The organism is Stenotrophomonas sp. ZAC14D2_NAIMI4_7, assembly GCF_003086675.1.
Taxonomy (GTDB): domain Bacteria; phylum Pseudomonadota; class Gammaproteobacteria; order Xanthomonadales; family Xanthomonadaceae; genus Stenotrophomonas.
Genome location: NZ_CP025995.1, coordinates 585436 through 604701, shown reverse-complemented (window position 1 = coordinate 604701; position 19266 = coordinate 585436). Strand labels below are relative to the sequence as shown.

The window sequence follows — 19266 nt, the reverse complement described above, 5'->3', positions numbered from 1 at the left end:
CATCCATGCCGCGGACACCCCCGCAACCGGACCCACCCCGCCTTTGACAGTTTGCTGGGGTCTGTCGGAACGGCGCGGGGTCGGATCCCGTTGCTGCGCAACGGGCTCTGACCCCATGTTTGACGACTAGATTTCTGTGGGATGGGTTGGGTCGTGCCCGAAGAGTTCGCCCTGCACCACCGGTTCCTTTTCGCGGAATCCACCCAGGCCTACGCCCACCAGGCGGTAACGGGTATCGGCCGGCAGGTCCACGCGCGCGCGCAGTGCCAGGGCGATGTCACGCAGCTCCTGTTCCGATTCGGGTGGGCGCTCGGGGGTGAAGCTGCGGGTCAGGATGCGGAACTGGGCGGTCTTCAGTTTCAGCACTACGGTATGGCCGATGCGTTCGGTCTTGCGCGTGGCCTTCCAGGTCTTCTCTGCCAACTGCACGATGGCCTCGGCCAGGTCTTCCAGCAGCAGGTCTTCGGCGAAGGTGTCTTCGGAGGAAATCGACTGCACCTGCTGGTCCGGTTCCACCGGCCGCTCGTCAATGCCACGGGCGCGGTTGTACAGGCTGCGGCCGAAACTGCCGAACGCTTCTTCCAGGTCCGGCAATGCCCATTGCCGCAGGTCGCCACAGGTGACGATGCCCCGCGCGGCCAGCTTGCCTTCCATCACTTTGCCCACGCCCGGCACGCTCTTCACCGGCAGGGTCAGCAGGAACGCGTCCACACGCTGCGGCGGAATGACGAACTGGCCATCAGGCTTGCGCCAGTCCGAGGCGATCTTGGCCAGAAACTTGTTCGGCGCGATGCCGGCTGAAGCAGTCAGGTTGGTTTCTTCACGGATCTGCGCGCGGATGGTGCTGGCGATGTCGGTGGCCAGAGTGATGCCGCTCTTCGGCGCGGTCACGTCCAGGTAGGCCTCGTCCAGCGACAGCGGTTCGACCAGGTCGGTATGGCGCAGGAAAATCTCGCGCACCTGCCGCGACACGGCCTTGTAACGGGCGAAATCCGGCGGCACGAAGATCGCATCCGGGCACAGGCGCTCGGCACGCAGGGCCGGCATCGCCGAGCGCACGCCGAACACGCGGGCTTCGTACGAGGCCGCGCACACCACCGAACGCGCGCCGCGCCAGGCCACGACCACCGGCTTGCCGCGCAGTGACGGGTCGTCACGCTGCTCCACCGACGCGTAGAAGGCGTCCATGTCGACGTGGATGATCTTGCGCAGTGCGTTCATGGTTGGCTGACATGATAACCGCACCGTACCGGTCCAGACGGCGAAGTATGGTCGTTGTGCATCAACGGGATGCGTGATTACCGGGAAAAACACTACGCACGCGTACGGTGCGGCGGTTTGATTCCCGTTGCAACCGTCGTGCATCCTCGGGGACTTGTTGCCTTGTTTTCGCTTCCAGGAATGCGCTTTCCATGACTCGTCTCCACGCGTTCAACCGCGACCAGCTGCTGGCCAGCGCCCGCGGTGAACTGTTCGGCGCCGCCGCCGGCCGACTGCCCAACGACCCGATGCTGATGTTCGACCGCATCACCGACATCCGCGAGGACGGCGGACCGCATGGCAAGGGCATGGTTCGTGCCGAACTGGATATCCGCCCGGACCTGTGGTTCTTCGGCTGCCACTTCATCGGCGACCCGGTGATGCCCGGCTGCCTGGGCCTGGATGCCATGTGGCAGCTGACCGGCTTCTACCTGACCTGGCTGGGTGCCCCCGGCAAGGGCCGCGCCCTGGGCTGTGGCGAGGTGAAGTTCACCGGCCAGGTGCTGCCGGAAGCGAAGCTGGTGCGCTATGAAATCGACATCACCCGCGTGATCAACCGCAAGCTGGTGATGGCCCAGGCCGACGCCCGCATGTACGTGGACGACCGCGAAATCTACAACGCCCGCGACCTGCGCGTGGGCCTGTTCACTGAAACCGGGAGCTTCTGATGCGTCGCGTCGTCATTACCGGCATGGGCATCACCTCCTGCCTGGGCAACGATCTGGATACCGTCTCGTCGGCGCTGCGCGACGGCCGTGCGGGCATCACCGCGCTGCCCGACCACGCTGAAGCCGGCCTGCGCAGCCAGATCGGCGGTCGCGTGGACATGGATCTGGATGCGCAGATCGACCGCAAGCAGAAGCGCTTCATGAGCGATGCGGCGGCCTTCGCCTACGTGGCCATGCGCGATGCGATCGCCGATGCCGGCCTTTCCCAGGAACAGGTCAGCGCGCTGCGTACCGGCCTGATCGCCGGTTCCGGTGGTGGTTCCAGCGAATGGCAGGTGGGTGCGGTGGACCTGCTGCGCGCCCGTGGCGTGCGCAAGGTTGGCCCGTACATGGTGCCGCGCACGATGTGCTCGACCGTGTCGGCCTGCCTGGCCACCGCGTTCCAGATCAAGGGCGTCAGCTATTCGCTGTCGGCCGCCTGCGCCACCTCGGCGCACTGCATCGGCGCGGCCGCGGACATGATCCGCCATGGCGCGCAGGACATCATGTTCGCCGGTGGCGGCGAAGACCTGCACTGGTCGATGAGCGTGATGTTCGACGCGATGGGTGCGCTGTCCACCAGCTTCAACGACACCCCGGCCACCGCGTCGCGCCCGTATGACAAGGACCGCGATGGCTTCGTCATTGCCGGCGGCGGCGGCATGCTGGTGCTGGAAGATTACGATCACGCCGTGGCCCGTGGTGCACGCATCCATGCCGAACTGATCGGCTACGGCGTGACCTCCGACGGTGCCGACATGGTGGCACCGTCCGGCGAAGGCGCAGTGCGCTGCATGAAGATGGCACTGCAGAACGTCGACCGTCCGCTGGATTACCTGAACACCCACGGCACCTCCACCCCGCTGGGCGATGTGACCGAACTGGGTGCGATCCGTGAAGTGTTCGGCGATGCGGTGCCGCCGCTGTCGTCGACCAAGGCGTTGTCGGGCCACTCGCTGGGCGCGGCCAGCGTGCACGAGGCGATCTACTGCCTGCTGATGATGCGCGATGGCTTCGTGGCCGGTTCGGCCAACATCACCGAGCTGGACCCGGCGGTGGAAGGCTTCCCGATCCTGCGCGAAAGCCGCGAGCAGAAGCTGGATACGGTGATGTCCAACAGCTTTGGTTTCGGTGGTACGAACGCGGCGCTGGTGTTCGGCCGGGTGTGATGGAAGGGCGTGCCAACCAAGGTTGGCACCTACCAGAGCGGTGTGGCGTGCCAACCAAGGTTGGCACCCACCAGGTACCTACCGCAGCAGCGGCAGCAGCAGTGCGTGTGCGTCCAGCAGCGAGGTCACGATGCGGTGGCCCAGGGCGCGCTGCGCGTCGTCCGGGTCCACCAGGTCCGGCACCTGGATCACGGTCATGCCGGCTGCCAGTGCGGCGCGCGTGCCTGCCGGTGAATCTTCCAGTGCCAGGCAGCGCTGCGGGTCCTGCCCGAGCCTGCGGGCGGCCAGCAGATAGATATCCGGCGCCGGCTTCGGCCGGTCCACGTCGTTGCCCGCTACCACTGCATCGAAATACGGCAGCAGCCCGGCCGCGGCCAACTTGCGGTTGGCCCGCGGCTGCCGGGTCGAGGTCGCCACCGCGCGCGGTACGGCGTGCGCCTTCAGCAGTTCCAGCAACTCCATGATGCCCGGCCGCAATGGCAGGCCATGCTGGGTACGGGCGTCATACAGATCATGGCAGCTGCCCACCAGCGCCTCGATCGTGCTCTCGCTCAGCCCCTGCTGCTGCAGCAGCGCGCGGCAGTCGCGGTCACCCAGGCCCACCATGCGCAGGAAGAAGCGCTCATCCAACGGCAGCCCGCTGGCCTGCGCGGCCTCGTTCCAGCACGCCAGCGAGACGCGCTCGCTGTCGATCATCAAACCGTCCATGTCGAAGATGACGGCGTCGGGCAGGAACGGCAGCGCAGCGATCACGGTCATACGGCGAACAGCGTGTCCAGGTCGGCGGCATCGAGCATGCGCCACTGGCCTTCGTCCAGGCCCTGCAGGTCCATGCCCCCCACCCGGCTGCGGTGCAGCGCCTGCACGTGGTTGCCGGTGGCGGCAAACATGCGGCGTACCTGGTGGTAGCGGCCTTCGTGCAGCACCAGCCGCACCTGGCGCGGGCCCAGCACCTCCAGCTCGGCCGGCAGCAACGGGGTCTTCTCCGACTCCAGCATCAAGGTGCCGCTGGCGAACAGGGCCACTTCATCGCCACGCAGGTCTTCGCTCAGCGCCACCTCGTAGACCTTGGGCAGCTTCGACTTGGGCGAAATGATCCGGTGCAGCAGGCCGCCGTCGTCGGTCAGCAGGAGCAGGCCACTGGTGTCCCGATCCAACCGCCCCACGGTGGACAGCACCGGGTCGCGGTCGCGGAAGCGCGGCGGCAGCAGATCGTAGATCAGGCGACCGGTGTCCTTGGTGGAGCAGGTGTAGCCCGCCGGCTTGTGCAGGGCAATGGACAACCCCGGCGGCGGGTCCAGCGGCTCGCCATCAACCCGCACCGCCTCGTGCGGCACCTGGTCATCGGCGTACAGCACCTCGCCGTCGGCATCGGTGATGCGCCCTTCGCGGAACATCCACTGCACCTGCTTGCGGCTGCCGTAACCCAGGTTGGCGATGTGCTTGACCAGCTTCATCGGCCCTTCCCCTTCACTGCTTCCACCAGCTTGAAGCCATCGCGCTCGGCCACCACGCGCACCGCGCCGAAGCTGTCATTCAAGGTGTGCTCGTACGGCAGGTGGCGGTTGGCCACCACGTACAGGCGGCCACCGGGGCGCAGCGCCTGCGCGGCCACGGCAATGAAGCGCTGGCCGATGTCCGGGCGGTCGGCGCGCGAAGGCGTGTGGAACGGCGGGTTGCTGATGATGACGTCGTAGCCCGGCTCGATGCCCGCGGTCACGTCGCGCCACAGGAAACGCAGCGGCACAGCGCGCGGCGGCGGCGCCAGGTTCAGCTCGGCCAGGGCCAGCGCACGCTGCTCGGCCTCGTACAGGTCCAGCGCGGTGATCTTCGGGCAGCGCTCCAGCAGCTCGCGCGACAGGTAGCCATAGCCGGCGCCCAGATCGGCGGCACGGCCGGCCAGGTCGGCCGGCAGGTGCTCGGCCAGCAGGGCAGAGGCCGGGTCGATGCGGTCCCAGGCGAACACGCCCGGGCGGCTGAGGAAGCGCCCGCCGATGATCGGTCGCACGGCATCCAGCGCGGCCCAGCGCTTGGCCAGGTCGGCATCGTGCTGGCCCTGCAGCGGCGCGGTCCAGTACACCCGGCAATGGTTCTTGGTCAGGCAGCCGCCCAGGCCGGTCAGCTGCTTCAGGTCGCCCTCGCCGGAGCGCGCGCCTTCATTGTTGGACTGGCAGGCCACGATGCGGCCGCCGTCGGCCACCAGGGCCAGGGCGCGGGCGAACAGCGCGCGGGCTTCTTCGCGCTGGCGCGGCGGCAGCACCAGCACCAGCGGGTAGCGGCCCTTGCCGGCGGCGTCATCCAGCTGGCCGCTGACGGTCCAGCCGCTGGCCTGCAGCGGCTGCGCGAACGGGGCAAAGCTCTGTTCGAAGTGGACCTCGCGGGTGCCGGCGGCTTCGCGCAGCGGCCAGCCATCGCGGGCGCGCAGGAAGGCCACCGGACCCTCCGGCCAGCGCAGGGCGCCGCTGGAAAACGGCAGGAACAGGGTCTGCAGGGGGGCGTCGTCGCTGGCGGCCATCGGCGCGGGTACTGGAAGCGTGAGGGCCGTCCATTGTACCGGCTCGGCCCGCCCCGCCCCGGGCGCGCTTTGCGAAAGTTCAACGGGGCGTTGATGCGCCGCCAACATTGAAGGGTTCAGGGTAAGGGCTCCCCCCGCAACCTATTGGAGCTCCTGCATGCGCGCCTTGTTCGTCGGTGGTGTGGTCGACAACAGTGAGATGGATCTGGAGGGCAGCCATCCGCCCGTGCATTACCCCGAGGACACCGGTGGCGGGCATTCGCGCTACCGCCTGCACCAGATCGGTCATGGCGCCGACGGTGCCGTGGCCTATGCGGTGTATGGGGCCCCGGATCTGGCCGATGACGAGGTCGCCCGCGTGGCCGAAGAACGCGCCTATGCGCGCCGGTTCGAAGCCACGCCTACGGTGTTCGAACATTAAGATCCGCGGCCACGCATGGCGTGGCTCTACTGGGTAGAGCCACCCCGTGGGTGGCGGTGCTCATGGCCTGGGCGGCAACCTGCGCACGCTGGCGATCTCGTCCAGCCACACATAGTGCTGCTGCACGGGCGCATCGTAGTCGTCCAGACGCAGCTGGCCATTGGTGCCTTCATCACCGGCCTCATTACGGAACTGCTGCACCGTTGGCCTGACTGCCACGGTGCCCAGCAGGCGGCGACCATCCTGCAGGGTCAGTTCCACCTGCGTTTCGCCTTCCAGCTGTGGCAGCAGGGATTCCAGGCGCGCGATCTGCGCCGGGTCGGTGTGGATACGGGGAGCGATACGGGACATTCGGCGACCTCCTGCACGCAGGGTCGCCGATCAGCCGTGAATGCTCAGTGCAATGCGTCGCCGCTGCGCGCCGCCTGCACGTGGCGCACCGCCGCCACCAGCTGGGCCACCGAATACGGCTTGGCCACATGCTCCTGGAAGCCCGATGCCAGCGCGCGACGGCGATCATCGGCGCGCGCCAGCGCGGTTACCGCCACGGCCGGCAGGGTGGTGGCATCCACGCCCATGTCATCGCGCAGCGTGCGCACCAGCCCATAGCCATCCATGCCCGGCATGCCGATGTCGGTCAGCAGCACGTTGTAGTGCAGATGGCCGTTGTCGGCCAGCAGGGCCAGCGCTTCTACGGCCGAGGTGGCCGCCGATACCGATGCGCCCTGCTCTTCCAGCATGCGCCGCAGGTATTCCAGCACTTCCGGCTGGTCTTCCACCGCCAGCACGTGTAGGCCACGCAGCGGGTACGGCTCCACCACCATCGGTTCGACGATGGGGCCGCTGATCACTTCGCGCAGCGGCCGCTTGTCCGCGTCGGGGTAATGCTGCGGCAGGCGCACGGTGAAGGTGGCACCGTGGCCATGGCCCTCGCTGGCCGCACTGACCGTACCGCCATGCAGTTCCACCAGCTGCTGCACGATGGCCAGCCCCAGGCCCAGGCCGCCATGGCGGCGGGTGGTGGTGCCGTCGGCCTGGCGGAACCGGCTGAACAGATGGTTGAGGAATTCAGGCGCAATGCCGTCGCCGGTATCGCGCAGGGTCACCACCCAGTACGCGCCGTCGGCCTTTAGCTGCACGTCGATGCGGCCCTCGGCGGGAGTGAACTTGATGGCGTTGGACAGCAGGTTCCAGAACACCTGCTGCAGTCGCGTGGCATCGCCCAGTACCAGGCAGCGTTCCTCGGGCATCTGCAGGGTGACGTCCAGCGCCTTGCCTTCGGCCACCAGTTCCTGCGCACCCATGGCTTCGACCAGCTGCCCGCGCAGGTCCAGCGATTCCACTTCCAGCTGCACCTTGCCCAGCAGCATGCTGCTCAGGTCCAGCATGTCCGAGATCAGCCGCTTCTGTGCCGTGGCACTGCTGGCGATCACGTTCAGGCCCTTGAACAGCGGGCTGGTGTTGTCCACCCGCTGCAGCAGCAGTTCGCTCCAGCCCAGGATGGTGGTCAGCGGCGTGCGCAGTTCATGCGACAGCGTGGCCAGGAACTCGTCCTTCAGCCGCGCCATGTTTTCGGCCGCGCTGCGCGCCGCGCGCTCGGACTGCAGCAGTTCTTCGCGGGCCAGCTCGATCTCGCGGCGGTCGGTCACGTCCGGGCTGCTGCCGGCCAGGCCAATGAAGCGGCCCATGCGCGAAAAGCGCGGGCGGGCATTCATTTCCAGCCAGCGCCACTGTCCGTCGGCACGTCGTGCGCGCACCAGCGCATGCATCGAGCGCTGCGCCTTCAGCGCCTCCTGCAGCTCGTACTCGAACACCGAAGCGTCGTCCGGGTGCACCAGGCCGCGCCAGACATCTTCCGGCACACGGGTTTCATCGCCACCGAAGAATTCACTGAAGGCGCTGTTGACGAAGCGCGCGTGGCCTTTCTCGTCCAGCACCCAGACCGGCATCGGCAGGCCATCGGCCAGCGCGCTGAAACGAGCCTCGCTTTCGCCCAGCTCCACTTCAATCTGTTTACGGGCGGTCACATCGAAGAACAGGATGCCGACCATGTCTTCGCCGGCCTGGCCCACGCGCACCGCGTCGACCGAGAACGAGCGCCCCAGCGCGCGTGCTTCCATTTCGAACTGCGCCGGCCGGCCAGTGCGTGCCACATCGCCATAGATGCGGAACCAGTCGCCCTCGTGGTTCGGCTCCAGCTCGGTCATGCGCTTGCCGCGCACGTCCTTCAGGCCGGTGTGGCGCTCGAACGCATCGTTGACCTCCACGAAGCGATAATCAACGGCACGGCTGCCCTCGAAGATCACGTGAATCACGCAGAAACCGGCATTGATGCGCTCGAGCACGCCTCGGTGCAGATCGGTTTCCGGCGAGGGGGCCAGCGGGGCTGGGCGCTCGGCGAGGGGCGGCAGTGTGGACAAAGGGGTCGAGGCAAGCCGGTATGGACGCACAGCATCTTCCAAAGGACGTATTCACAGCGTCAAGCGCCGTCGGTCATGCTTGACGAGCATGAATTCGCGGCAACCACGGCCATTTGTGACGCATTTGGCCATTGCTGCGCCTCCGGGGCAGGCTCACACTCGCCCTGAAACCCCGACCGCCGGCCATCCCGGCCGCAGGAGTCCTGCCATGAACCGTTCGCGTTTCACTACCGCCACGCTGCTGCTGGCCTGTGCCTTGGCCGCTGGCAGCGCCACCGCCGCGCCACGCACGGTCACCGCGCCCGATGCGCCGCGCGCGCTGCAGGCCGACGGCCCGGTCAGCGTGAAGTGGACCGATCCGGCGCAGTTCACCGAGCTGCGCCAGACCACCAACCGTTTTGAAGCCGAGCGGGGGGACTGGGTGCAGCAGATCGCCCGCTACATACAGACCACTGCGGCCAAACCGCTGCAGCCCGGGCAGACGCTGGATGTGACAGTGACCGACATCAAGCGTGCAGGCGACTATGAGCCGTGGCACGGCCAGCGTGGCAGCGACATCCGGGTCATGCGTGACATCTATCCACCGCGCATCAGCCTGCAGTACACGCTGAAGGATGCCAGCGGCCGCATCGTCAACGAGGGCGAGGCCAAGCTGAGTGACAGCGGGTACCTGCACAACATCGGCGTGCGCAGCGATACCGATCCGCTACGCTACGAAAAGCGCCTGATCGATGACTGGGTGAGGAAGCAGCTGGCCCCGCAGGTCACCGCCGCGCGGTAAGCCCGCACAGCGCGCGCCTACCGGTGCAGCACGCACCGGCAGGTGTCGACCCTGGTCGACACGCAGAGCCCAACGGGCGTCCCTTAATCCCGGTACACCCGCGCCACGCGCTTCACCGCGCACGGCAACTGGTAGGCACTCACGCCACAGCGCGGGGCAAGTTCGGCCAGGGTGGGTGCGCTGCCCCACAGTTCAACCACGCTGCCCACGCCGGCCTGCGGGTGGGCGGTCAGGTCCACGGTCAGCATGTCCATCGACACACGGCCGATCAGGCCACCGGGCTGGCCATCGATCAGCACCGGCGTGCCATTCGGGGCGAACTGCGGGTAACCATCGGCATACCCCAACGCCACCACGCCCACGCGGGTGCGGACCTTGGCCACGAAGCGGGCGCCATACCCCACCGGCTCGCCCGGTTCGATCCAGCGCTCGGCAATCACCTGCGACTGCATGGTCATCACCGGGCGCAGGCGCGCGGTCAGCGCGCTGTCGTCCGGCAACGGGTTGGCCCCGTACAGCATCAGGCCCGGGCGCACCCAGTCACTGCGCACATCGGGCCAGCCCAGCAGCGCCGGCGAATTGCATACGCTGGTCTCGCCGGCCAGGCCGTCGGTGGCCGCCTTGAACGTTGCGGCCTGCTCATGCGTGCGCTCGCTGTCCAGCTCATCGGCGCGCGCCAGGTGGGTCATCATCACGATGCGTTCGACCTGCGGCAGCGCCGACAGGCGCGCGTGCGCGACACGGAAGCCGGCCACGTCCAGGCCCAGCCGGTGCATGCCACTGTCCAGCTTCAGCCAGACCGTCAGCGGGCGCGGGCTGTCGAAGGCGGCCAGCGCCTCCACCTGCCACGGCGAACCCACCGAGAACCACAGATCATGCTCGGCCACCAGCGGCAGTTCGCTGGCTTCGAAGATGCCTTCCAGCAGCAGGATCGGCGCGCCGATACCGGCCTGGCGCAGCTCCAGTGCTTCTTCGATGGTGGCCACCGCAAAGCCGTCGGCCTCGCCTTCCAGTGCCTGCGCGCAGCGCACCGCGCCGTGCCCGTAGGCATCGGCCTTGACCACGGCCAGCGCCTTGCCGCCTCCCAGTTCACGGGCCAGGCGGTAGTTGCTGCGCAGCGCGCCCAGATCGATCAGCGCGCGGGCAGGACGCATGCGCGGCTCTCCTGCTGGGGGGCGTTGCCGTACTGGCCGTAGCGGAAGATATCCAGGCCTTCGGTGCTGATCTGCGGCTGGCGCGCGCTCATCAGGTCGGCCAGATAGCGGCCCGAACCACAAGCCATGGTCCAGCCCAGAGTGCCGTGGCCGGTGTTCAGATACAGGTTGCGCAGCGGGGTGGCGCCGATCACCGGCGTGCCGTCCGGAGTGGCCGGGCGCAGGCCGGTCCAGAACTGCGCCTTGGCCAGGTCGCCGCCCTTCGGGTACAGGTCGCGCACCACCAGTTCCAGGGTTTCGCGGCGGCGCTGCGACAGCGACAGATCGAACCCGGCCACTTCGGCCATGCCGCCCACGCGGATGCGGTTGTCGAAACGGGTGACGGCCACCTTGTAGCTCTCGTCCAGGATGGTCGAGGTCGGCGCCATCGCCGGGTCGGTGATCGGCAGGGTCAGCGAATAGCCCTTCAGCGGGTACACCGGCAGGCGCATGCCCAGCGGCGCCACCATGGCCGGCGAGTGGCTGCCCAGCGCCACCACCACCCGGTCGGCGGTCTCCACGCGGTTGCCGATGCGCACGCCGGTCACCCGCTCGCCCTCGACGTGCAGGCCGGTGATGTCCTGGTCGTAGCGGAATTCCACGCCGGCGTCGGCCGCAAGCTGGGCCAGGCGACGGGTGAACAGCTGGCAGTCACCGGTCTGGTCGCGCGGCAGGCGCAGCGCACCCACCAGGCCGTCCACATGGGCCAGCGCGGGTTCGGCCTGGATGATACCGGCGCGGTCCAGCACTTCGTAGGGCACGCCGTACTGGGCCAGGATCTCGATGTCCTGCGCCGAGGCGTCCAGCTGCTGCTGGGTGCGGAACAGCTGGGTGGTGCCCAGGTCGCGGCCTTCGAACTCGATGCCGATCTGCGCGCGCAGCTCGTTCAGGCAGTCGCGGCTGTATTCGGACATGCGCACCATGCGCGCCTTGTTGATGGCATAGCGTTCCTGGGTGCAGTTGCGCAGCATCTGCCACAGCCAGCGGTACTGGGCCAGGTCCATGCCAGGCTTGATGGCCAGCGGCGCATGCTTTTCGAACAGCCAACCGATCGCCTTCTTCGGCACGCCCGGGGCGGCCCACGGCGAGGTGTAGCCGAACGAGAGCTGGCCGGCGTTGGCGAAACTGGTTTCCAGCGCGGGGCCCGGCTGGCGGTCGATGACCGTGACTTCAAAGCCGGCCTGCCGCAGGTACCAGGCACTGGTGGTGCCGATCACGCCGCTGCCAAGAACGAGGACTCGCATGGGGACTCTCCAACCCGATCATTCCCTGCGTTTGAGCACGCCGGGACTACAATTGGGGAAGTATAGGCGCGCATTCCTAGAGCATTTGCCTGTTTTTAGGACTACAGTCAGGCAGTTTCCCTGCGATTCATTCCCCGAGGTTGACGGCCATGGCCACCCGCTCCCGCGAACTGGACAAGATCGACCGCAAGATCCTGCGCATCCTGCAGGCCGAAGGCCGCATCTCCTTCACCGAACTGGGCGAACGGGTGGGCCTGTCCACCACGCCCTGCACCGAGCGCGTGCGCCGGCTGGAACGCGAGGGCGTGATCACCGGCTACCACGCCCACCTGGACCCCACCGCGCTGAAGGCCAGCCTGCTGGTGTTCGTGGAAATCAGCCTGGCCTACAAATCGGGCGACATCTTCGAAGAATTCCGCCGCGCCGCGCTGAAGCTGCCCAACGTACTGGAATGCCATCTGGTGTCGGGCGACTTCGACTACCTGCTGAAGGCGCGCATCAGCGAAATGGCCAGCTACCGCAAGCTGCTGGGCAGCACCCTGCTGACCCTGCCGCATGTGCGCGAGTCCAAGAGCTACATCGTGATGGAAGAAGTGAAAGAAACCTGGGCGCTGCCGATTGCGGATTGAGCGGTGCCGGGGGTGGGGTCAGAGCCCGCTGCGCGGGATCCGACCCCTGCCGGGAATGTGGGGGTCAGAGCCCGCTGCGCGGGATCCGACCCCTGGTTGAGTGTGGGGTCAGATCCCGCATGGCGGGCTCTGACCTCTGACCGTTCACCGCTGCTGCGGGTGCTTCATGCCGCCCTGCTGGCGGTGGTCCTGCTGCTTGCCGCCCTTGTGCGCCTGCTGCGGGTCCATCTGCTGCTGTTGCTGCTGCTGCGGGTTGCGGCCCTGCGGTTCCTTGCCGGACGGACGGTTCTGCTGGTTCTTCATGATCGCGATCCATGGGACGAAGGAGATGCGCCGACACCATGCCGGCGCAGCGCCACGGTGGTCCCGCAGCGGTTAATCGCAGGCGAAAAAACAGTGATCGGCACGCACGCGTTTTGCTGGGTTCAGCCCACCAGGCCGGCGCCGCCCATCAAGGCTTTATCTGCTGCCCGGTGCCCTGCGGCACGCTGTCGTAATAGCGCCCGGTGCGCGAATCAAACACGCGGTTGGGGCCGACCGGCTTCACTCCCGGCACGATGCGACCGTTGCGGTCGTAGACCTTGTCCGGCAATGCCGGTGCAGGCGTGGCGGTGATCGGCGCCGGGCCGGTGGCCTTGATCGGCTGCCGGGGCTGCGGCGAAGGCAGCGGTTGCGGTTGCGGGCGTGCCGGCTGCACCGGCGGTGCCACTGGCGGCGGCGCCACCGTGGTGCTGCTGCGGGTGCCGGTCGGGTTGCCGGTGGGAACCTGTGCCTGTGCCACCAGAAGCAGCAGCGCCGACAGCAGCAGGACAAGGGGGCGTTTCATGGCACGCTCCAGCGTGGATTGCCCCCACCATGCACCCGGCCCCGTGTGCCGCCCATGAATGGCCATCACACTTGCAACGCCGCCCCGCCACCCCCACTTCAGCCAGCATCCCACCGCCCCGGAGAGCCGCATGAGCGCGTTCGACCTCACGCCCCCCACCGCCGCCCAGACCGATGCGCTGGTTGCCGGCCTGAGCGCCGAAGAGCGCCGCGTGCTGCTGCAGCACGGTACCGAAGCGCCGTTCTGCGGCGTGTTCCTGGACAACAAGCGCGACGGCGTCTACTGCTGCCGCCTGTGCGCGCTGCCGCTGTTCCGGTCCAGCACCAAGTTCGATTCGGGCACCGGCTGGCCCAGCTTCTTCGCGCCCTACGACCCGGCGCACGTGCGCGAAATCCGCGACACCAGCCACGGCATGGTGCGTACCGAGATCACCTGCGCCCGTTGTGGCAGCCACCTGGGCCACGTCTTCCCGGACGGCCCGCCGCCCACCTTCGAGCGCCACTGCCTGAATTCGGTCTCACTTTCCTTCACCGGCCAGGGCGAGCCGTGGCCCAATCCGCTGCAGCGCGGCGGCGCCGAGACCGGCACGGCGGACTGACCCCCCCCGCCGACCGACTTCACACAATTCGCTCTTCAGAAATCCCGGTGGCGCGCCGACAAGGAGATATCCCCCCTCCTTGCGTCACGCCATGCTCATCATCGTTGGATTCCTGGTCGTCATCATCAGCGTGCTCGGCGGCTACCTCGGTGCCCACGGCCGCCTGGGTGCCCTCTGGCAGCCCTACGAACTGGTCATCATCGGCGGCGCCGCCCTGGGCGCCTTCCTGGTCGGCACCCCGGCCAAGACGGTCAAGCAGACCCTGCAGGCCATGGTGGCCGTGTTCAAGGGCCCGCGCTACAAGCAGCAGGACTACATCGATGTCCTCAGCCTGCTCTATGAACTGCTGAACAAAGCCCGCCGCGAAGGCTTCATGGCGCTGGAAGACCACGTCGAACGCCCCGCTGAAAGCGCCCTGTTCGCCAACTATCCCAAGGTGCAGGCCGACCACCACCTGGTCGACTTCATCACCGACTGCCTGCGCCTGATGATCGGCAGCAACATCGAGCCGCACGAACTGGAACCGCTGCTGGAGCTGGAGCTGGAAAAGCACCACGCCGAAGCCATGGCGCCTTCGCAGGTGATGAACAAGGTGGCCGACGGCCTGCCCGGCTTCGGCATCGTGGCGGCGGTGCTGGGCATCGTCATCACCATGGGCTCGATCGGCGGCGACATCGTTGAAGTCGGCGGCCACGTGGCCGGCGCGCTGGTCGGCACCTTCCTGGGCATCCTGCTGGGCTATGGCTTCGTCGGCCCGATGGCCTCGGCCATGGAAGCCCGCGCGGAACAGGACAGCCGCATCTACGAATCGGTGAAGACCGCGCTGCTGGCCTGCCTGCGCGGCTACAACCCGAAGATCGCGCTGGAATTCGCCCGCAAGACGCTGCCGTCGAACGTGCGCCCGGCGTTCTCCGATTTCGAGCAGCACCTGAAGACGGTCAAGTAAGCCATGGCCGAGACCAAGCCCACCGTCATCGTCCGCAAGGTCAAGAAGGCCGGCCACGGCGGCCACCATGGCGGCTCGTGGAAGGTGGCCTATGCGGACTTCGTGACCGCGATGATGGCCTTCTTCCTGGTGCTGTGGCTGATGGCCAGCACCAGCAAGCCCGAACGCGCGGCCATTTCCGAATACTTCCGCAACCCCAGCCCGCTGGCCGGGCAGAGCCCCACGCCGGCACCGGGCATGGCCGGCCCGGGCGGCGCCAGTACTTCGATGATCAAGCTGGGCGGCGCCACCGATCTGTCCCGCGGCAACAGCAACGACCCCTTCCAGAACCAGAAGCAGGCCATGCAGCAGCCGGTGGACCAGCAGCAGCGCGACAAGCAGCAGCTGGAAGCGCTGATGAAGGAGCTGCAGGAAGCGATCAGCCGCAGCCAGGCGCTGGAACCGTTCAAGGACCAGCTGCTGCTGGACCTGACCCCGGAAGGCCTGCGCATCCAGATCGTGGACAAGCAGAACCGGCCGATGTTCGATCTGGGCAGTGCGTCGCTGAAGCCGTACACGCAGCAGATCCTGCACGAGCTGGCCGAGTACCTGAACCACGTGCCGAACCGGATCAGCCTGACCGGCCACACCGATATCACCGCGTATTCGGCCGCGCGCGGCTATGGCAACTGGGAACTGAGCGCCGACCGCGCCAACGCCGCGCGTCGTGCGCTGGTGGATGGTGGCCTGGAAGACAGCAAGATCACCCGCGTGGTCGGCCTGTCGTCGTCGGTGCTGTTCGACAAGGTGGACCCGCAGAACCCGATCAACCGCCGCATCAGCATCGTGGTGATGACCCACGCCGCCGAAGAGGCCGCGCTGGCCGGTGCCGGCCCGCAGGTGGGGCTGTCGGCCACTACGGTCGACCCGGACGTGCAGGCTGCGCAGGGCGAAGCGCCTTAGCAGGGGTCGGATCCCTTGGTTGGAACGCGTGCGGACCAAGGTCCGCACCTACCAAGGGCAGTACAATGACGGTCTTTCCTTTTCCAGGTGACCCCACCCATGTCCCAGAACTCCAAGGCCAAGCGCGACAAGCGCAAGAAGCAGCAGGCCAAGCGTCCGTTCCTGCGCCTGAACGCCCAGCAGCAGGTGCAGAACCATGCCGTGCTGACCAACGAAGACGGCCAGCCGGTCGCCGCCATCGGCCTGCAGGGCCGCGAGTGGCTGCTGGCCATCGGCGGCCAGACCATGGGCAACGCCGATAACCCGGTGCCGATGCTGGCCATGCTCAAGCACCTGTCCAACGTGCAGGAAAAGGAAGGCCGCAAGGTCAACCTGGAATATTCCGAACTGATGCAGAAGCTGCTGGACACCCTGGCCGCCGAAGCCGGCCAGACCGCCGATGAGTACCTGGACAAGCTGGTGTCCGAGTTCGAAGGCGTGGAAGCCGAAGAAGGCGCAGACGCCGGCGCTGAACCGGTGGTGGCCGAAGAAGCCGCTGCCGACGCCGAGGCCCCGGTGGCCGCTGACGCCGACACCGACGGCAAGCCGCAGGCCTGAGCCGGCCGCGGCGGTGGCGGTCTACGTCGATGACGCGGTGCATGCCTGGCGCGGACAGCGCTGGGCGCACCTGATGGCCGACACCCTGGCCGAGCTGCACGCCATGGCGGCGCAGCTCGGCATTCCACCGCGGGCCTTCCAGAACAAGGCCAGCGGCGCGCACTACGACGTCAACGCCGAACTGCGCGCGCAGGCGATCGCCCTCGGCGCCCTAGCCATTTCCCGGCACAGCGACCGCGCCCTCGTCAAAGCCGTGATCGCCAACGCCCGCGCGCAATACCGGCCGTAGGCCGCGCCCGGTGGTAGGTGCGGACCTTGGTCCGCACCTCTTGCTTTGGTAGGTGCGGACCTTGGTCCGCACATCAGGCGCAATGCACCCACCTACCCGCCTCAGAACGGGTCGCTGCCCAGCCGCACTTCCACGTTCAGCAACGAACACAACGCCAGCAGCGCATCGTCGTCGCGGGTCAGCGCCATCCAGCCAGTGAAGCCGCCGCTGCCGGCATCCACGCTCCACAGCGTGTAGTTGTGCTCGCGCAGGCGGTCGAAGGCGGTGGACATCAGCTGCACCCCGTCCAGGTCTTCGGCGAAGTCCTCGTCGTCCAGGTCGCCGCCCCAGTCCAGCTGCAGGTTGAAGCGCGCCGACAGCTCGTTCACCGCCGACTGCAGCGATTCCAGATCATCGCGCTCCACCTCGAACCCGGACTGCCAGGCAATGGCGGTGAACAGCGCGGGCAGCCAGTCCGCGTCGGCCTCCAGCGGCTCGCCGGCCTCGGCCAGCATCTCGCGCCAGCGGTTGAACTGCTGCAGGGCCAGCTCATCATCGCCGGGGTTGATCAGTACCAGCAGGTTCCAGATGCGGGCCTCGAAGTCGTCCTCGTCGAAATCGTGGGCGTCTTCCTCGAAGTCGAAATAGTCGCTGTTGTCGGGCATGGCGGGCATTCCTGTGGGGCAGGCCGGCATTCTACGGTTTATCCTGTGCCGCTGAAGCCGGCCGTGGTGGCCGTCACTGTGAATGATGCGATGAGCGATACCCCTCCCGACCACCTGGCCATCAATCCGGCCAGCCCCTTCCACGATGCGCAGGCGCTGGAGCGCGGCGTGGGCGTGCGCTTCAACGATGTCGAGCGTGACAACGTCGAGGAATACTCGGTCAGCGAAGGCTGGATCCGCGTGCAGGCCGGCAAGGCGCGCGACCGCCGCGGCAACCCGATGACCATCAAGGTCAAGGGCAAGGTCGAGGTGTACTTCCTGGAACAGAAGCCGGAATAACCGCCTTCTGTAGAGTCGAGCCGTGCTCGACTGCTCTTCTGCCGCATCGGTATAGCAAGAGCAGTCGAGCATGGCTCGACTCTACATTTCAGGATCAACCGCGCTGGCGCGATTCCAGCAGGTCCAGGTTGCGGATCAGGCGCCGCGAGATCTCATCGGAAATCACCCCGCGCCGGGTCAGCCGGAACAGCTCCTCGCGTTCGGCATTCAGCCCCGCGCTGCGCAGCTGGCGGTAGCCCTGCTCCATCCGCTTCACCTTGTCCGGGTCCACGTCGGGGCCTTCGTTGTCCTTTTCCAGGTGCCGCTGGTACAGCAGGCTGACCCGTGAGGCTGCGTCATTGAACAGCTGCACGTTGTCGGTGCTCTGGTTCATCACCAGCTGCTGGCGCATGCGCTCCACCCCGGCCAGTGCGGCCTTGGAAGACAGCTTGCGGGCCAGGTCCTCTTCCTTGCGCTCGCCCGAATCGGCCGGCAGCTGCAGGCCCTTCAGCAGCTGCGGCAAGGCCACACTGGCGCCCACCAGCGAGAACAGGATGACCGCCGCGGCCAGGAAGATGACCAGGTCGCGCGCCGGGAACGGGCTGCCATCGGGCAGGAACAGCGGCAGGGTCAGCACGCCGGCCAGGGTGATGGCGCCGCGCACGCCGGCCACCGAGGTGGCCACCACGATGCGCCAGTTCGGTGCTTCGCCATGCTGCAGGCCACGGCGGCGCGCGCGCAGCAGGTTCCAGCGCAGCGACAGCCAGACCCACAGCAGGCGCAGTGCGATCAACATCGCGTTGATCACCACCACGTACACCAGCAGCCACCAGGCACTCTGGTGGCCGGTCTCGTTCATGGTGGTGGTCGCGCGCTCGACGATGCCCGGCAACTGCTCGCCCAGCAGCACGAACATGATGCCGTTGAAGCTGAACTGCAGCATGTTCCAGACCCCGGCACGCTGCACGCGCATGCTGCCGGACACGCGGCCGGTCAGCTCCACGTAACTCATGGCAATACCGGCGGCCACGGCCGCGAGGATGCCCGAAGCATGGATCTCTTCGGCCAGCAGATAGGCCGCGAACGGAATCAGCAGGTTCACCAGCATGGCCGCGCCGGGCTCTTCGCCGAAGCGGCGCCACAGCCAGCGCTGGAAGGTGGACACGCCCAGGGTGACCGCCACGCCCACCGCCAGGCCGGCAACGGCCACCCACAGGAAGGTGAGCGAGGCGGTGGCCAGCGAGAACGATCCGGTCATCACCGCGGCCACCGCGAAGCGGAAGCAGACCAGACCGGAGGCATCGTTCAACAGCGATTCGCCTTCCAGGATATGCATCAACCGTTTGGGAATGGGCGCCTTCGAAGCGATCGCGCCCACCGCCACCGGATCGGTGGGCGAGACGATGGCCGCCAGCGCGAAGCACACCGCCAGCGGCATCACCGGAATCATCCAGTGGATCAGCAGCCCGGCGCCGATAACGGTGAACACCACCAGGCCGAAGGCCAGTTCCAGGATCGCGCCCTTGTCGCGGAACAGGCCTTGTTTGGGAATGCGCCAGCCATCGAGGAACAGCAGCGGCGGCAGGAACAGCAGGAAGAACACTTCCGGTTCCAACGCATGGCCGCGGTTGAACACCCCGGCAATGACCGCGCCCAGGCCGATCTGCACCAGCGGCAGCGGCAGTGAAAAGGGCAGGACGCGAACCAGGTAACCGCTGGCGACAACGGCCACCAGCATCGCCAGGACGACTTCGATGGTGTGCATGC

At 67.4% G+C, this 19266-nt stretch carries 23 protein-coding genes; 11 read left to right on the top strand and 12 right to left on the bottom strand.

Annotation, left to right across the window (positions count from 1 at the left end):
- Positions 1–126 precede the first annotated feature (126 nt).
- Positions 127–1221: a DNA polymerase IV gene (gene dinB, locus C1922_RS02740; protein WP_108748388.1), complete on the bottom strand. Its 1095-nt coding sequence runs from the start codon at positions 1219–1221 to the stop codon at positions 127–129.
- 191 nt (positions 1222–1412) lie between these two features.
- Here dinB and fabA point away from each other — a divergent pair, with 191 nt between their 5' ends.
- Together fabA and fabB are read left to right on the top strand one after the other, a co-directional pair.
- Positions 1413–1928: a 3-hydroxyacyl-[acyl-carrier-protein] dehydratase FabA gene (fabA, locus tag C1922_RS02735; RefSeq protein WP_108748387.1), complete on the top strand. Its 516-nt coding sequence runs from the start codon at positions 1413–1415 to the stop codon at positions 1926–1928.
- Complete coding sequence (gene fabB / locus C1922_RS02730; protein WP_108748386.1) at positions 1928–3136, top strand: beta-ketoacyl-ACP synthase I; 1209 nt, start codon at positions 1928–1930, stop codon at positions 3134–3136. The genes fabA and fabB overlap by 1 nt, the downstream gene beginning before the upstream one ends.
- A 78-nt stretch (positions 3137–3214) precedes the next feature.
- Here the strand turns inward: fabB and C1922_RS02725 are convergent, their stop codons facing one another.
- Genes C1922_RS02725 through C1922_RS02715 form a run of 3 tightly spaced genes read right to left on the bottom strand, consistent with a single transcriptional unit; the run spans position 3215 to position 5651 of the window.
- A complete protein-coding gene (locus C1922_RS02725) occupies positions 3215–3895 on the bottom strand; it encodes an HAD family phosphatase (RefSeq protein ID WP_108748385.1) in 681 nt (226 codons plus the stop codon).
- Positions 3892–4593 (bottom strand): pseudouridine synthase, encoded by a 702-nt coding sequence (locus C1922_RS02720; RefSeq protein WP_108748384.1) that lies wholly within the window; start codon positions 4591–4593, stop codon positions 3892–3894. Before C1922_RS02720 ends, C1922_RS02725 begins: the two co-directional genes overlap by 4 nt.
- On the bottom strand, positions 4590–5651 hold the full coding sequence (locus C1922_RS02715) for a class I SAM-dependent methyltransferase (protein WP_108748383.1): 1062 nt from the start codon (positions 5649–5651) through the stop codon (positions 4590–4592). The genes C1922_RS02720 and C1922_RS02715 overlap by 4 nt, the downstream gene beginning before the upstream one ends.
- A gap of 157 nt (positions 5652–5808) precedes the next feature.
- Here C1922_RS02715 and C1922_RS02710 point away from each other — a divergent pair, with 157 nt between their 5' ends.
- The gene (locus C1922_RS02710) at positions 5809–6072 is read left to right on the top strand and encodes a hypothetical protein (RefSeq protein ID WP_108748382.1); all 264 of its coding nucleotides are present in this window, start codon (positions 5809–5811) and stop codon (positions 6070–6072) included.
- 60 nt (positions 6073–6132) lie between these two features.
- Here C1922_RS02710 and C1922_RS02705 read toward each other — a convergent pair whose 3' ends face one another.
- Both C1922_RS02705 and C1922_RS02700 read right to left on the bottom strand, forming a co-directional pair.
- Positions 6133–6423: a DUF3247 family protein gene (locus C1922_RS02705; protein WP_108748381.1), complete on the bottom strand. Its 291-nt coding sequence runs from the start codon at positions 6421–6423 to the stop codon at positions 6133–6135.
- A 44-nt stretch (positions 6424–6467) separates the two neighbouring features.
- Entirely contained in the window at positions 6468–8453 is a 1986-nt protein-coding gene (locus C1922_RS02700) for an ATP-binding protein (RefSeq protein ID WP_234413503.1), read from the bottom strand.
- 247 nt (positions 8454–8700) lie between these two features.
- Between C1922_RS02700 and C1922_RS02695 the strand changes: the two genes are divergently transcribed.
- The gene (locus tag C1922_RS02695) at positions 8701–9273 is read left to right on the top strand and encodes a DUF3016 domain-containing protein (protein WP_108748380.1); all 573 of its coding nucleotides are present in this window, start codon (positions 8701–8703) and stop codon (positions 9271–9273) included.
- 83 nt (positions 9274–9356) lie between these two features.
- Here C1922_RS02695 and alr read toward each other — a convergent pair whose 3' ends face one another.
- Together alr and C1922_RS02685 are read right to left on the bottom strand one after the other, a co-directional pair.
- The gene (alr, locus tag C1922_RS02690; RefSeq protein ID WP_108748379.1) at positions 9357–10427 is read right to left on the bottom strand and encodes an alanine racemase; all 1071 of its coding nucleotides are present in this window, start codon (positions 10425–10427) and stop codon (positions 9357–9359) included.
- The gene (locus C1922_RS02685; protein WP_108748378.1) at positions 10406–11710 is read right to left on the bottom strand and encodes a D-amino acid dehydrogenase; all 1305 of its coding nucleotides are present in this window, start codon (positions 11708–11710) and stop codon (positions 10406–10408) included. The genes alr and C1922_RS02685 overlap by 22 nt, the downstream gene beginning before the upstream one ends.
- Before the next feature lie 149 nt (positions 11711–11859).
- Between C1922_RS02685 and C1922_RS02680 the strand changes: the two genes are divergently transcribed.
- Positions 11860–12339, top strand: a complete 480-nt coding sequence (locus tag C1922_RS02680) for a winged helix-turn-helix transcriptional regulator (protein ID WP_108748377.1) — start codon at positions 11860–11862, stop codon at positions 12337–12339.
- 144 nt (positions 12340–12483) lie between these two features.
- Here C1922_RS02680 and C1922_RS02675 read toward each other — a convergent pair whose 3' ends face one another.
- Positions 12484–12642 (bottom strand): lana protein, encoded by a 159-nt coding sequence (locus tag C1922_RS02675; RefSeq protein WP_108748376.1) that lies wholly within the window; start codon positions 12640–12642, stop codon positions 12484–12486.
- A gap of 148 nt (positions 12643–12790) precedes the next feature.
- Complete coding sequence (locus C1922_RS02670) at positions 12791–13165, bottom strand: classical arabinogalactan protein 4 (protein ID WP_108748375.1); 375 nt, start codon at positions 13163–13165, stop codon at positions 12791–12793.
- A gap of 130 nt (positions 13166–13295) precedes the next feature.
- Between C1922_RS02670 and msrB the strand changes: the two genes are divergently transcribed.
- From msrB to C1922_RS02645, 5 genes are all read left to right on the top strand, one after another.
- Positions 13296–13763: a peptide-methionine (R)-S-oxide reductase MsrB gene (gene msrB, locus C1922_RS02665; RefSeq protein WP_108748374.1), complete on the top strand. Its 468-nt coding sequence runs from the start codon at positions 13296–13298 to the stop codon at positions 13761–13763.
- Between the two features lie 91 nt (positions 13764–13854).
- The gene (gene motA / locus C1922_RS02660; RefSeq protein ID WP_108748373.1) at positions 13855–14709 is read left to right on the top strand and encodes a flagellar motor stator protein MotA; all 855 of its coding nucleotides are present in this window, start codon (positions 13855–13857) and stop codon (positions 14707–14709) included.
- Positions 14710–14712: 3 nt separating this feature from the next.
- Complete coding sequence (gene motB / locus C1922_RS02655) at positions 14713–15651, top strand: flagellar motor protein MotB (protein WP_108748372.1); 939 nt, start codon at positions 14713–14715, stop codon at positions 15649–15651.
- A gap of 99 nt (positions 15652–15750) precedes the next feature.
- A complete protein-coding gene (locus C1922_RS02650) occupies positions 15751–16248 on the top strand; it encodes a hypothetical protein (RefSeq protein ID WP_108748371.1) in 498 nt (165 codons plus the stop codon).
- A gap of 13 nt (positions 16249–16261) precedes the next feature.
- A complete protein-coding gene (locus C1922_RS02645; protein ID WP_108748370.1) occupies positions 16262–16537 on the top strand; it encodes a DUF4031 domain-containing protein in 276 nt (91 codons plus the stop codon).
- Positions 16538–16638: 101 nt separating this feature from the next.
- Here C1922_RS02645 and C1922_RS02640 read toward each other — a convergent pair whose 3' ends face one another.
- Positions 16639–17181 (bottom strand): hypothetical protein, encoded by a 543-nt coding sequence (locus C1922_RS02640; RefSeq protein WP_108748369.1) that lies wholly within the window; start codon positions 17179–17181, stop codon positions 16639–16641.
- Positions 17182–17271: 90 nt separating this feature from the next.
- Here C1922_RS02640 and C1922_RS02635 point away from each other — a divergent pair, with 90 nt between their 5' ends.
- The gene (locus tag C1922_RS02635) at positions 17272–17520 is read left to right on the top strand and encodes a DUF3297 family protein (RefSeq protein WP_108751456.1); all 249 of its coding nucleotides are present in this window, start codon (positions 17272–17274) and stop codon (positions 17518–17520) included.
- Positions 17521–17614: 94 nt separating this feature from the next.
- On the opposite strand, the gene C1922_RS02630 is transcribed toward C1922_RS02635, so the two are convergent.
- A complete protein-coding gene (locus tag C1922_RS02630; protein ID WP_108748368.1) occupies positions 17615–19264 on the bottom strand; it encodes a Na+/H+ antiporter in 1650 nt (549 codons plus the stop codon).
- Between the last annotated feature and the right edge of the window lie 2 nt (positions 19265–19266).